General features: G+C 57.5%; 12 protein-coding genes and 1 other RNA gene. 8 read left to right on the forward strand and 5 right to left on the reverse strand.

The features are described 5' to 3' along the window. Positions 1–37: 37 nt before the first annotated feature. The gene (grpE, locus tag AO242_RS06505) at positions 38–601 is read right to left on the reverse strand and encodes a nucleotide exchange factor GrpE (protein WP_027900309.1); all 564 of its coding nucleotides are present in this window, start codon (positions 599–601) and stop codon (positions 38–40) included. A gap of 273 nt (positions 602–874) precedes the next feature. Between grpE and recN the strand changes: the two genes are divergently transcribed. Next, positions 875–2,548, forward strand: a complete 1,674-nt coding sequence (recN, locus tag AO242_RS06510) for a DNA repair protein RecN (RefSeq protein ID WP_099268121.1) — start codon at positions 875–877, stop codon at positions 2,546–2,548. 197 nt (positions 2,549–2,745) lie between these two features. Here recN and fur read toward each other — a convergent pair whose 3' ends face one another. Continuing rightward, complete coding sequence (gene fur / locus AO242_RS06515; protein ID WP_002555142.1) at positions 2,746–3,153, reverse strand: ferric iron uptake transcriptional regulator; 408 nt, start codon at positions 3,151–3,153, stop codon at positions 2,746–2,748. 98 nt (positions 3,154–3,251) lie between these two features. Here fur and AO242_RS06520 point away from each other — a divergent pair, with 98 nt between their 5' ends. Continuing rightward, positions 3,252–3,761 carry an outer membrane protein assembly factor BamE gene (locus AO242_RS06520; RefSeq protein WP_095098333.1) on the forward strand — a complete coding sequence of 170 codons (510 nt, stop codon included), beginning with the start codon at positions 3,252–3,254 and terminating at the stop codon, positions 3,759–3,761. Between the two features lie 73 nt (positions 3,762–3,834). Here AO242_RS06520 and AO242_RS06525 read toward each other — a convergent pair whose 3' ends face one another. Together AO242_RS06525 and AO242_RS06530 are read right to left on the reverse strand one after the other, a co-directional pair. Continuing rightward, positions 3,835–4,146 (reverse strand): RnfH family protein, encoded by a 312-nt coding sequence (locus tag AO242_RS06525; protein WP_099268122.1) that lies wholly within the window; start codon positions 4,144–4,146, stop codon positions 3,835–3,837. After that, entirely contained in the window at positions 4,139–4,573 is a 435-nt protein-coding gene (locus AO242_RS06530; RefSeq protein ID WP_027901441.1) for a type II toxin-antitoxin system RatA family toxin, read from the reverse strand. Before AO242_RS06530 ends, AO242_RS06525 begins: the two co-directional genes overlap by 8 nt. A gap of 328 nt (positions 4,574–4,901) precedes the next feature. Between AO242_RS06530 and smpB the strand changes: the two genes are divergently transcribed. Then, a complete protein-coding gene (gene smpB, locus AO242_RS06535; RefSeq protein ID WP_027901440.1) occupies positions 4,902–5,384 on the forward strand; it encodes an SsrA-binding protein SmpB in 483 nt (160 codons plus the stop codon). A 136-nt stretch (positions 5,385–5,520) separates the two neighbouring features. Here smpB and AO242_RS06540 read toward each other — a convergent pair whose 3' ends face one another. Beyond that, a complete protein-coding gene (locus tag AO242_RS06540) occupies positions 5,521–6,288 on the reverse strand; it encodes a GntR family transcriptional regulator (RefSeq protein ID WP_027901439.1) in 768 nt (255 codons plus the stop codon). A gap of 407 nt (positions 6,289–6,695) precedes the next feature. Here AO242_RS06540 and AO242_RS06545 point away from each other — a divergent pair, with 407 nt between their 5' ends. From AO242_RS06545 to ssrA, 5 genes are all read left to right on the forward strand, one after another. Beyond that, a complete protein-coding gene (locus AO242_RS06545) occupies positions 6,696–8,387 on the forward strand; it encodes a lactate permease LctP family transporter (protein ID WP_099268123.1) in 1,692 nt (563 codons plus the stop codon). Positions 8,388–8,450: 63 nt separating this feature from the next. Then, entirely contained in the window at positions 8,451–9,596 is a 1,146-nt protein-coding gene (gene lldD, locus AO242_RS06550) for an FMN-dependent L-lactate dehydrogenase LldD (RefSeq protein ID WP_027901437.1), read from the forward strand. Between the two features lie 90 nt (positions 9,597–9,686). Beyond that, positions 9,687–12,497 (forward strand): FAD-binding and (Fe-S)-binding domain-containing protein, encoded by a 2,811-nt coding sequence (locus AO242_RS06555; protein ID WP_099268124.1) that lies wholly within the window; start codon positions 9,687–9,689, stop codon positions 12,495–12,497. Between the two features lie 214 nt (positions 12,498–12,711). Beyond that, on the forward strand, positions 12,712–12,996 hold the full coding sequence (locus tag AO242_RS06560) for a hypothetical protein (RefSeq protein ID WP_099268125.1): 285 nt from the start codon (positions 12,712–12,714) through the stop codon (positions 12,994–12,996). Between the two features lie 109 nt (positions 12,997–13,105). Continuing rightward, positions 13,106–13,494, forward strand: a transfer-messenger RNA (tmRNA) gene (gene ssrA, locus AO242_RS06565). Positions 13,495–13,648: the final 154 nt, after the last annotated feature.

Here is a 13,648-nt window from a genome sequence, read left to right on the forward strand (position 1 = left end):
AACGCTTGGCCTATAAATGGGGGCCAGACAGCTGATTTCAAGCCTGCTCATCAATTGATGGCTGAACAGGCGATGGTGCCTTGCTGACCACGACCATAGCCGGGCGCAGCAGACGACCATTGAGCTGGTAGCCCTTCTGGAACACTTTCAAAACACTGTTTGGTTCAACATCGGCGCTTTCCTGCATGGCCATTGCCTGATGATGCTCGGCATTGAATGGCTGGCCATGGGGATCGATCGCTTCGAGGTGGTAACGCTTGAGCGTGTCGCTAAACATTTTCAGCGTCAGCTCGATACCTTCGCGCATTGGACGAATGCTTTCATCGTCCGGATTGGACAAGTCCAGACCACGCTCAAGGCTGTCCACGATCGGCAACAAGTCACTCGCAAACTTCTCAAGCGCAAACTTGTGAGCTTTTTCTACATCCTGTTCTGCACGGCGGCGGACATTCTGCAAATCCGCAGCCACACGCAGGGACTGGTCCTGCGCCGCGGCCAGTTGCTCTTCGAGCACTTGCACGCGGGTTACCAATTCTTCACCGGAGACTGCTTCGGCAGCCTGGTCCTGGGTCTGCGCATCCAGATTCTGTTCGTCAGCCATAGATTTCTCCTTTCAAGTACGTCCGCGAGCTCAAATCGCGCTTCTGCCCACCTATATGGGAGCGGAATTTTCAGCTTCAAGAGCAGATTTCAGCGAATCGACAAAAGTCCTCACAAACCTTCCGGCCAAAGCCAAGTCCTTATCGCACTTGAACAAATCGCCAAATGGACTAAAAAAAGCGTATCGCCGAACGAATCGAGCTAAATCCGGGCATTGTCATCGACAAATAAAACACTGTATAAATAACCAGACTTATCGCCTGGGAGCCACTCCATGCTGGTGCACCTTTCCGTACATAACTACGCCATCGTTGAACACCTCGATCTCGAGCTGGACCGTGGCATGAGCGTAATCACCGGTGAGACCGGGGCAGGCAAATCGATCATGCTCGATGCCCTTGGCCTGACTCTGGGCGACAGAGCCGACAGCGGCGTGGTTCGCCCCGGCGCAGATAAGGCAGACATTCTCGCGACGTTCGACCTGATCGACATCCCTGAAGCACAGGCCTGGCTCAAGGAGCGCGACCTGGACAATGACGGTCCGTGCATCCTGCGCCGGGTCATTACGGCCGAGGGACGCTCGCGCTCCTACATCAATGGCACGCCCTGCCCCCAGGGTGACTTGAAGGCACTGGGCGAGCTGCTTATCGACATTCACAGCCAGCACGAGCATCAGTCACTGCTCAAGACCGATACCCATCGACGTCTGCTGGACGAATACGCGGGCGCGACTGATCTGGCTCGCCAGGTACAACTGGCTGCCCAACGCTGGCGCCAGACCCGGCAGGAACTGGACAGGCTCTCTAACTCCGGCGACGAGCAACGTGCACGCCACCAGCTTCTGAGCTATCAGCTTGAAGAGCTGGAAAGCCTCAGCCTGGGCGAAAACGAGCTGGAGCAACTTGAGCAAGAACAGAAAACCCTGACCAATGCAGAAAGTCTGCTGAGCATCTGCCGTCAGGTTGTCGAGCAGTGCAGCGAAAACGATTCTGGCAATGTGTTGAATGCATTGACTGCCAGCCTGCACCGCCTGGGCAGCGTCAATGACTCGCCGACCGCCCTGAGCGAAGCGACCAATCTGCTGTCCAGTGCACAGATTCAGGTAGAAGAAGCCGTTGGTGAGCTCAATCGCTTTCTGGATCATTTCGACGCTGATCCTGCGCGCCTGCAGCACCTCGAAGAACGTCTCGACGCGATCTACACACTGGCACGCAAGCATCGCATCCAGCCGACTGAAGTCGCGACACTTCAACAGAAGCTGCTGGACGAAATCGAAACATTGAATGCCAACGACGAAGCGATCGAGCGACTGGAAAATGAATTGTCGTCGTTCGCCCGTCACTATAAAGAGAAGGCCCGGGAATTGAGCGATCTGCGCCATCGCGCAGCGCCGGAACTGGCAGCCGCCGTAGAGCATGAAATCCAGCGTCTAGGCATGCCGGGCGGGCGATTCAGCATCGAGCTAAAGGCCAATCCTGAGAAAGAATTGTTGCCCAACGGCCTTGAGCAGGTTGAGCTGCTGGTCAGCGCTAACCCTGGCCAGCCGTTGAAAGCATTGGCAAAAGTGGCTTCGGGCGGCGAGCTATCCCGGATCAGTCTGGCCATTCAGGTGATCACCGCGCAGACATCTCGAGTCCCGACGCTGGTATTCGACGAAGTGGATGTCGGGATCGGCGGCCCAACGGCCGAGATCGTTGGTCAGCTATTGCGTCGCCTGGGTGATCGCGGTCAGGTCATGACCGTGACGCACTTGCCACAAGTCGCCGCGCAGGGGCATCAGCATCTGTTTGTTCACAAGGTCCGCGACAGCGAAGCCACGCGCACTGCTGTTTCAAAACTGAGCAAGAACGAACGTATAGAAGAAGTCGCGAGGATGCTGGGCGGGATCGACCTGACGAAAGAGTCTCTGGCCCATGCGAAGAAAATGGTGGTGACCGCGAAGAGCTGATGGATAGCACTGACACACCGACATCCCGTAGGACCGGCTTTAGCCGGGAGAGAGTCAGTGCGCTATCTACATATCCATCGTCAGGAACAATGTCCTCCAGGCTAAAGCCAGTCCTACGGGTTCATCTTTCCCACCTTGCCCTGCAAAACGCACAAAGGCGACCCTAGGGTCGCCTTTGCTGTTGCGTCAAAAAAGATTTAAGCCTTTTTATTGCGCACGTACAGCACCAAATTGTGATCCACCAAATCGAAACCGTGCCGCTCGACAATCGCCTTCTGAAGCTTTTCGATTTCTTCGTCGAAGAATTCGATCACTTCTCCGGATTCCACGTTGACCATATGGTCGTGGTGGCCGCCGTCAGCCAGTTCGAACACCGCATGTCCACCGTCGAAATTGTGGCGAACCACTAATCCGGCAGCTTCGAATTGGGTCAGGACACGGTAAACCGTGGCCAGTCCGACGTCCTCGCTAGCTTCCATCAGTGCCTTGTAAACATCCTCGGCACTCATGTGGCGCTGCTCGGCGGAATCGAGCATCTGTAGTATTTTGACCCGTGGCAGGGTCACTTTAAGTCCGGCTTTTCGTAGTTCGCTATTTTCAACCATGGTCAGCTTTCTCGCAGACGCTGCTTCGCAGCTTCTCTTAATGCAGGTATGATCGGGGTTTACGTTGTCCCAGCCAAGATAGTGGAAGTCGCCCACCGATGCAAAACACCAAGCTCCTGCTAACCAGTTTCACCCTTGTGGGACTGCTCGCACTCGCCGGTTGTTCATTCCCCGGGGTTTACAAAATCGACATCCAGCAAGGCAATGTCGTCACGCAGGACATGATAGACCAGTTAAGGCCGGGAATGACCCGACGGCAAGTACGGTTTATCATGGGCAACCCTCTGCTGACCGACACTTTCCATGCCGATCGCTGGGATTACCTGTACAGCTTGCAGCCTGGTGGCGGTGAACGTCAGCAAGAGCGTGTGTCGCTGATCTTCAACGGCAACGACCAATTGGTCAGTCTGTCGGGTGACTTCATGCCTGGCGTGAGCCGCGACGAAGCCATTCTCGGCAATGACGGTAATTCCACAGCCACGCCAGAGCAGCCGAAAGAAGAACCGGCCAAGCCAGGTTCGCTGCTTGATCAGATCCAGAAGGACGTCGACAAAGTCGAGACAGTCCCTGTTCCGACTCAGGAACCACTGGATGTGTCGCCGCAGTAAGCAATTACCGCAGGCACAAAAAAGCCCGGCATGCCGGGCTTTTTGCTGTCTGTGATTCGCTGAAACAATGGGCCTAACGCTCACTCTCCTTCCGAGCCTTGGCTGCTTTGGCAGCTCGCAAGCGCCGAACTTCTTTCGGATCAGCCAGCAGCGGACGATAGATCTCAATTCGGTCGCCCTGCTCAAGAGCACGCTCGCGGCTTACAACCTTACCGAAGATCCCCACCGGGCAACTCGCCAGATCCAGTTCGGGAAACTCGTTACCGATACCTGACAGCAGCAACGCCTGTTGAACAGTTGAACCTGCCGGGACCTCGACAGCCTGCAAAAACTGTCGATCTACACCGGCGTGCATCACCTCAATCGTGATGATTGCCTCAGACATGCAACTCTTTCGCTCGCTGGCAGAACGCGTCCACCAACGTATTAGCCGCCTGATTGAACAAAGGTCCAAGCGTGGCACGTACGATCGGGCCCGCGTAATCGAAGGAAAGATCGAGGCTGATCTTGCAGGCTTTCTCGCCCAGCGCCTTGAACGTCCAGACGCCATGCAACTGCTCGAAAGGCCCTTCGACCAGATCCATCACGATGGACTGACCCGGCACCAGCGTGTTTTTCGTAACAAAATGCTGGCTCAGGCCGCCTTTAGCGATCTCCAGGCTGGCACGCATGTGCTCCTCGCTCGCCTCAAGCACCTTGGAGGCAGAGCACCAGGGCAAGAATTCCGAATAGCGCTCCACATCATTGACCAGGTCATAGAGATCCTTGGCCGGATAGGGCAAAAGAGCGGAACGTTGAATATGCGTAGTCATGTCAGCGTCAATTCCAAAGCTGCGCGGCAGATACTACAAGAATGCCGAACGGCGCCACATAGCGCATCAAAAAAACGTCAAAGCAAGGAGCGCCAAGGCTCGTCACCCAACCTGCGGATACTGCAAACACACGTCACCGTGGTGAACAGCGTGATGAACAAATCGACCTGGCGAGCCAGCATCGGTTCGAATGAAATATTAGTCACCTTTGCTTCAGGGCCAGAAATACTGGGTAGAAGCAGGCGCATTGTCCGGGATTAAATCATCGTGCTCAAGCGTGCAGCTTCCCATAGCCGACTTTGAAGCGAGTCCCTATAATGCGTCGCCTATGGCTAAGCTCAAGAAACACCCTACAGGGACCATCGCGCAAAATAAAAAGGCGCGTCACGATTACTTCATCGAACACAAGTTCGAGGCCGGTCTGGTCCTGGCTGGTTGGGAAGTAAAAAGTCTGCGTGCCAACAAGGTACAGCTGGTCGACAGTTACGTGCTGCTCAAAGACGGTGAAGCCTGGCTGATGGGTAGCCACATTTCGCCGTTGACGACAGCCAGCACGCACGTCATCGCTGACCCGACACGCACCCGTAAACTGCTGCTGAACCAGCGCGAGCTTGAAAAGCTGACGTCGTCTGTACAGCAGAAAGGCTATGCCTGCGTGGCTCTTTCCCTTTACTGGAAGCAGCACTTGATCAAGTGCGAAATTGCTCTGGGCAAAGGTAAAAAGGAATACGACAAGCGCCATACCGAGCGTGAACGTGATTCCGATCGCGAGCTGCAACGTGCCGTGCGGACCAAGGGTAAGGATGATTAATTAAGCGTAAATCCCCGTGGGAGCGAATTCATTCGCGAAGAGGTCGGTACAGTCGATAAACCTTCATCGGCTGTACCCACGCTTTCGCGAATGAATTCGCTCCCACCGGTTTAGCGCCGTACTGGTCTAGCCAAAATCACATCCCATTACGCCGCTCAGCCCGAGCCGTGCGCTGCGCCTGCTGCCGCACTTCTTCCAGGACTTCCTGCACGTACAGCAAATGACGACTGGAAATATCGCGGGCATCGTCCGCGCGGCCTTCGATAATCGCTGTGTATAACTCCCGGTGCTGACTGATCAGCATGTCGCGGGTTTCGCTGCGCTGTTTGTACATTCCGCCGATATTGGTCACCACGTTGCGCTTCAGCAGATCGAATAGACCGCGAATGGTGTGCAGCAAAATCGCGTTATGACTGGCTTCAGCAATGGCCATGTGAAAACTGGCATCCGCCGCGCCCTCCTCCGCTCGACTGACCTCCCCCTCGCGCCCATAACAATCCTGCAACGTGTCGAACGCTAACCGCAAACGCTCGCGATCCACATCCGTCGCACGCATGGCCGCGTAATAAGCGCAGGACGCCTCAAGCGTGTGACGAAACTCCAGCAAGTCGCGCTGCGCATCCGGGCTGCTTTCCAGCAGATGCAGCAGCGGATCGCTAAAGGTCGAACCAATGTTTTCCACCACATAATTACCGCCGCCCTGACGGCTCATCAACAAGCCCTTGGCGGTCAGTTTCTGAATCGCTTCGCGCAGGGAGGGTCGGGAAACACCAAATTGCTCGGCAAGCAAACGCTCGGCAGGCAGACGACCGCCGGATTTCAACGTGCCCTCAAGAATCATTCGTTCAAGCTGCTCGACAATATCGTCGGACAAACGGCGCTGACGCACCTGATCAAAGCCCATCACTTTCACTCCACTCCCCGATCGTATTGTCGGGCCCGCGTATTCTGGCTCATTGCCGCCCTTCAAGCACCCGCCAGATACCGGCTGAAAAGCCGGATCAGCAGCGCATTTCACAGGGTCTCCTACGAAAGTCGCACCACCGCAAATTGACACATCAATAGCAACGCTTCTACGCTAGCGACCAGACATTGTAAATTGGTATTACCAATTATCCAATGCCAGCGTCAGCAGCTACTCTCTACTGCGCTGCAAGAACCTTTCGGGATGACGAAAGGCTTGAACTGGTGAGCTGTGCGATTCGTTCGTCAGCATCGGCAAGACGTCCGCCACCCTGGGCGTAAGACCGAAGCCTCGCACGTAAGACACGGAATACCGGGCCTATCCAAAAACAATTAGGGGCCTCCCATATGCAAACCTGGCAACAGCTCTACACACCCTTGGGCAGTCTTGGCCTTTCGGCCGCCGCTGCACTCATACCCATCGTGTTTTTCTTTCTGGCATTGGCCGTCTTCAGGCTCAAAGGGCACATCGCTGGCAGTATTACGCTGGCGTTATCGGTGCTGGTCGCAATCTTTGCGTTCCAGATGCCGGCCGGCATGGCGCTCGCGGCCGCTGGATATGGGTTTGCGTACGGGCTGTGGCCCATCGCATGGATCATCGTAGCTGCGGTATTCCTCTACAAACTGACCGTCAAAAGCGGACAGTTCGAGATCATCCGCAGCTCGGTCATGTCCATTACCGATGACCAGCGCCTGCAAGTGCTGTTGATCGCGTTTTGTTTTGGGGCTTTTCTGGAAGGTGCGGCAGGCTTCGGCGCACCGGTAGCAATCACCGCCGCCTTGCTGGTCGGCCTCGGTCTGAACCCGCTTTACGCGGCAGGCTTGTGTCTGATCGCCAACACCGCGCCGGTCGCGTTCGGAGCCTTGGGGATTCCGGTAATCGTGGCGGGTCAGGTTTCAGGCCTCGACCCGTTCAAGATTGGCGCCATGGCGGGTCGGCAATTACCGTTCCTGTCGGTGTTCGTGCCGTTCTGGCTGATGTTCATGATGGACGGCGTCAAAGGCGTCAAAGAAACCTGGCCCGCCGCACTGGTCGCAGGCCTGAGCTTCGGGATTACCCAATACCTGACCTCCAACTACATTGGCCCGGAACTGCCGGACATCACCTCGGCACTGGTGAGCATGGTCGCACTGACCTTTTTCCTCAAAGTCTGGCAGCCCAAAAAAGCGGGTGAGACCGTCGTCAGCAGCTCCGGCGGCGCAGCAGTCATGGGCAACCCTGGCAGTTTCAATCAGCCGCGCTCCTCGGTTAAATCGCCCTACACCATGGGCCAAATCTTCAAGGCCTGGTCGCCGTTTCTGATCCTCACCGTGATGGTCACCATCTGGACGCTGAAGCCCTTCAAGGCGATGTTTCTGGCCGGTGGCGCCATGCAGGCGTGGACGATGAACATCCCTATTCCGTACCTCGACCAACTGGTGATGAAAACCGCACCCATCGTTGCGACCGCGACAGCCATGCCTGCCGTGTACAAGTTCGACCTCATCGCAGCGTCGGGTACGGCGATTCTGTTCTCCGCCATCCTCGCAATGATCGTGTTGCGGATCACGCCGAGCACCGGTCTGACTACGTTCAAAGAAACCCTGAAAGAACTGCGCTGGGCCATCGTGTCCATCGGCATGGTGCTGGCCTTTGCCTTCGTCATGAACTACTCGGGCATGTCCTCGACCCTGGCGCTGGTACTGGCGGGCACCGGCGCAGCCTTCCCGTTCTTCTCGCCGTTCCTGGGTTGGCTGGGCGTGTTTCTGACCGGTTCGGACACCTCGTCCAACGCACTGTTCGGCTCACTGCAAGCCACCACCGCGCATCAAGTGGGTGTCAGTGATGTGCTGATGGTCGCGGCCAACTCCACGGGCGGCGTGACGGGCAAGATGATTTCCCCGCAATCCATCGCCGTTGCCTGCGCAGCGACCGGCCTGGTGGGCAAGGAGTCCGACTTGTTCCGTTTCACCCTCAAGCACAGCATTTTCTTCGCCACCATCATCGGCTGCATGACCTACGCCCAGGCGTACTGGTTCACCGGCATGCTGGTGCACTGATGAAACAAGCGCCGGGCGCACTCAGCGCGCCCGGCTGCCCACTTACTCAAGTTGTGAGAGCCCATGATTATTTCCGCCTCCACTGACTATCGCGCAGCAGCGCAACGCAAGCTGCCGCCGTTCCTGTTTCACTACGCTGACGGCGGCGCTTACGCTGAGCACACGTTGCGCCACAATGTCTCGGACCTTGCCAGCATTGCCCTGCGCCAGCGCGTGCTGAAAAACATGTCCGAACTGAATCTGGAAACCTCGCTGTTCGGCGAAACCATGAGCATGCCCATGGCCTTGGCGCCCATCGGGTTGTGCGGCATGTACGCCCGGCGAGGCGAAGTACAGGCAGCACGCGCAGCCGCCAGCAAAGGTATCCCGTTCACCTTGTCCACCGTGTCGGTCTGCCCCATTGAAGAAGTCGCTCCGGCCATCGACCGCCCCATCTGGTTTCAGCTCTACGTGCTCAAGGACCGCGGCTTCATGCGCAACGCCCTGGAGCGCGCCAAAGCCGCCGGGGTCAAAACGCTGGTGTTCACCGTGGACATGCCGGTACCAGGCGCACGCTACCGTGACGCCCATCACGGCATGAGCGGCGCAAACGGCCCGATGCGCCGCGTGCTGCAAGCCATGACCCATCCTCAATGGGCGTGGGACGTCGGCGTCAACGGCCGCCCCCACGACCTGGGCAACATCTCGACCTATCGTGGTAACCCGACGGGCCTTGCCGACTATATTGGCTGGCTGGGCAACAACTTCGATCCGTCCATTTCCTGGAAGGACCTGGAGTGGATCCGCGACACCTGGGACGGCCCCATGCTGATCAAGGGCATTCTCGACCCGGAAGACGCCCGCGACGCGGTGAAATTCGGCGCTGACGGCATCATTGTTTCCAATCACGGCGGCCGCCAGCTCGACGGCGTACTGTCCAGCGCTCGCGCCCTGCCCGCCATCGCCGACGCCGTAAAAGGCGATCTCAAGATCCTCGCTGATTCCGGCATCCGCAGCGGGCTGGACGTGGTGCGAATGATCGCTCTGGGCGCCGACGCCGTGCTCATCGGCCGCGCGTTCATTTACGCCCTGGCCACCCACGGCGAGGCTGGCGTGAAGAACCTGCTCGACCTGTTCGAAAAAGAGATGCGCGTAGCCATGGTGCTGACCGGGGCCAAATCCATCAGCGAGATTTCCCGGGATTCCCTTGTCCGTGAATTGGGCGTCTGAGTTCACGCATCAAAACGTACGCGGCACGCCAGATGCCGCGACGTCGCTAATCCTGAAAACCTGAGCCCCTGACTGCCTGAGGAAGACCGCATGAGCCTCCCTGCCTCCTTCCTGACCGAAGCCAACCGCTTGATCCCTGAGAATCGCCGTTTCGAAGATCAGCTTTCAACATTGGCCTTCGGCACCGACGCGAGCTTTTACCGGCTGATTCCCAAACTGGTGATCCGCGTTGAATCCGAAGACGAAGTCATCGCCTTGCTCAAACTGGCCCAGCGCGAAAAAGTCCCGGTGACCTTTCGCGCCGCAGGCACCAGCCTCTCCGGCCAGGCCATCAGCGACTCGGTGCTATTGGTATTGGGCGATAACTGGAACGGCCGCGAAGTGCGTGAGCACGGCACGCAAATCCGCCTGCAACCGGGCGTTATCGGTGCGCAAGCCAACGCCTGGCTCGCACCCTATGGCCGCAAGATCGGCCCGGACCCGGCCTCAATCAACGCCTGCAAAATCGGCGGCATCGTCGCCAACAACGCCAGCGGCATGTGCTGCGGCACGGCGCAAAATACTTACCACACCCTCGCAGGGATCCGCGTGGTATTGGCCGACGGCACACTGATCGACACAGAAGACCCGAACAGCGTTGCGGCCTTTCGTGTCAGCCATGCCGACTTGCTGGAAGAGCTTGCCAGACTGGGCCGTAAAACCCGCGCCAACACCGAACTAGCCACAAAGATTCGCCACAAATACCGCCTGAAAAATACTACTGGCCTGTCACTCAACGCTCTGGTGGATTTCGATGAGCCACTGGATATCCTCAGCCACCTGTTGGTCGGGTCCGAGGGCACGCTGGGTTTTATCAGTGCGGTGACCTACGACACCGTCATCGACCATCCTAATAAAGCCTCTGCACTGATCGTCTTCCCGGACGTAGAAACCTGCTGCAACGCCGTCACCGTCCTGAAAAGCCAGCCCGTGGCCGCCGTGGAGTTGCTCGACCGACGCAGCATGCGCTCGGTGCAGGACAAACCCGGTATGCCCGCTTTCGTACGTGAACTGTCGGCAAATGCCTGCGCGCTGCTGATCGAAGCCCGCGCCGCCTCGCGCCCTTTACTGCATGAACAACTGGCGCAGATCATGGCCTCGCTGACATCTTTTCCAGTGGAGAAACAAGTCGACTTCACCGAAGACCCGCTGGAAAACGCTCGCCTTTGGGCCATTCGCAAAGACACCTTTCCTGCCGTCGGCGCAGTCCGCCAGACCGGCACTACAGTGATCATCGAAGACGTCACCTTCCCCGTCGAACAACTAGCCATCGGCGTGCGGCGCCTCATCGCGCTGTTCGACAAACACCACTACGACGAAGCCATCCTGTTCGGCCATGCGCTGGAAGGTAATCTGCATTTCGTCTTCACCCAGGGCTTCAACAACCCTGAAGAAGTCGCCCGCTATCAGGCGTTCATGGAAGACGTCGCGCAACTCGTGGCCGTCGAATTCGGCGGCTCGCTCAAGGCCGAACACGGCACCGGCCGCAACATGGCGCCCTTCGTCGAATTGGAATGGGGCCACGACGCCTATCAACTGATGTGGCAACTCAAACGGCTGCTCGACTCCAATGGCATTCTCAACCCCGACGTGGTGTTGAGCACTGATCCACAGATCCACCTCAAGCACCTGAAACCACTGCCCGCCGCCGATGAAATCATCGATAAATGCATCGAGTGTGGTTTCTGCGAACCGGTGTGCCCTTCCAAAGGCCTGACCCTCAGCCCACGCCAACGCATCGTCATCTGGCGCGACATTCAGGCGCGTAAACGTGCAGGCATCAACACCGATGAACTGGAAAAGGCCTACCACTATCAAGGCATCGAAACCTGCGCCGCCACCGGCCTGTGCGCGCAACGCTGCCCCGTCGGCATCAATACCGGCGAGCTGATCAAAAAGCTGCGCAGCCAGGAAGCCAGTCACACACAAGCCGCAGGCTGGATGGCCAATCACTTCAAAACCATGCTGCAAGGCGCGCGCTTCACCCTGCACGCCGCCAATGGCGCGCGCATGCTGTTGGGCGCGCCACGCCTGGCAAAAATATCCGCTGCGTTGAGCAAAGCCTCCGCCGGGCGCGTACCCCAGTGGTCCCCCGCCATGCCGCAGCCCGAACAAGCGATTCGCTTCAGCCCGCCCGTCGAGGACCAACGCCCCCGCGTGGTCTATCTCGCCGCCTGCGTGTCGCGGGTCATGGGCCCTGCTGCCGGGGACAAAGAGCAAATGTCACTGATGGATAAAACCCGTGCCCTTCTCGAAAAAGCCGGCTACCAAGTGGTATTCCCCGACGATCAGGACAACTTGTGCTGCGGCCAGCCTTTTGCCTCAAAAGGTTACAGCGAACAGGCCGACGACAAGCGCCAGCAACTCCTCGCAGCACTGAGCAAAGCCAGTCGGGGCGGGCTCGATCCGATCTACTGCGACACCAGCCCGTGCACCTTGCGCCTGATGGAAAACCTCAAAGACACACGCCTGGACCTATACGATCCCGTACGTTTTATCCGCACGCATCTGCTCGACAAACTGACCTTCACACCCCAGCAAGAACCCATCGCCGTACACGTCACCTGCAGCACCCAGCATCTGGGCGAAAGCCAGGCACTGATTGAGCTGGCGCGCCTGTGCAGCATGAACGTGGTCATCCCGGAAGGCATTCATTGCTGCGGCTTTGCCGGGGATAAAGGCTTTACCACCCCGGAGCTGAACGCCCACTCACTGCGCACTCTTAAAGACGCCGTCCAGCACTGCAACGAAGGCATCTCCACCAGCCGCACCTGCGAGATTGGCCTGTCGCAACATGGCGGTATCGACTACCACGGGCTGGTCTATCTGGTAGATCGCGTCACACAGGCGAAAATCGGCTGATCACTACACAGCAGCGGCAATCGCCCCACTTTGGTGCCTACATCGCGAAATATGGCTTTTTCACATGAGGCTGAAAAATAAATAGAACCCCTGCGTTTGCGCACAGTCAGTCTTAGTAAGCCCGCCAATCTGAGCAGGGCTTACTCAAAGACCTCGGCGACGGGCCTCATCGACCGGCCATACCGAGTCCACAGGCGATAAAAGGAGATACACAATGAAGCGCACAGCACTCACTGGATTGTTCCTCACCGCTGCCCTGTTGGGTTCCCCGGCGTTCGCCGCCGATGACCTTTGTGGTGCCAACCTGCAGGCTCTGAAGGATGCCCATACTTCAGCCAATGCCAATATGTCGGCCGACACCAAAGCTGAAATCGAGAAAACCCAAGCGGACGCGCTAAAGGCTCAAAAAGCTGGCGACGAAAAAAAGTGTGTTGAACTGACCACCAATACCATCACCAAGCTGAAAAACACTGGCTCGGCCAGCGAAGGCGCCAAGTAATCCGCATTTCGGCCAGCCCCGTGGCTGGCCGAAAACGGATGCGTCAGAAGGTCGACGCGAGGAGCTCATTGGAGTACACTCCGCGGCCTGACTGCGAAAGCAGTCACCTGGGGCCGATTAGGATTCGACGCCGGTGATGAAACTTTAGGTGCATGCCGACTTGGTAACAGAAGTCGTAAATCCACTGTTGCAACTTTCTATAGTTGCCAATGACGATAACTACGGTGCTCAACTAGCTGCGTAAGCAGCCTAGCCCGCACTTCTGGTAGCTTCGGCTCCAGCAATCATTAGGGGATGTCTGTAAACCCGAAGTGATTGTCATATAGAACAGAATCGCCGTGCAGTACGCTGTGGACGAATCGGCTAAAACTTACACAGCTCGCCCAAAGCACCCTGCCCGTCGGGTCGCTGAGGGTTAACTTAATAGACACGGCTAAGCATGTAGGACCGACAGCGGAGTACTGGCGGACGGGGGTTCAAATCCCCCCGGCTCCACCACTTCAACATCTAAAGACGTCCACGGACGTCTTTTTTTGTGCCTGAAATCCAGTAAATACAGGGGCTTCAGCGCTTATGGGAGCTTTGGAGAATTTCGGAGTTCCAGCCGCTTTGGTATCCCAGGTGGTATCCCGGACCGCCAAATGCTATTTTC

The organism is Pseudomonas sp. ICMP 561, assembly GCF_002699985.1.
Lineage (GTDB): Bacteria > Pseudomonadota > Gammaproteobacteria > Pseudomonadales > Pseudomonadaceae > Aquipseudomonas > Aquipseudomonas quasicaspiana.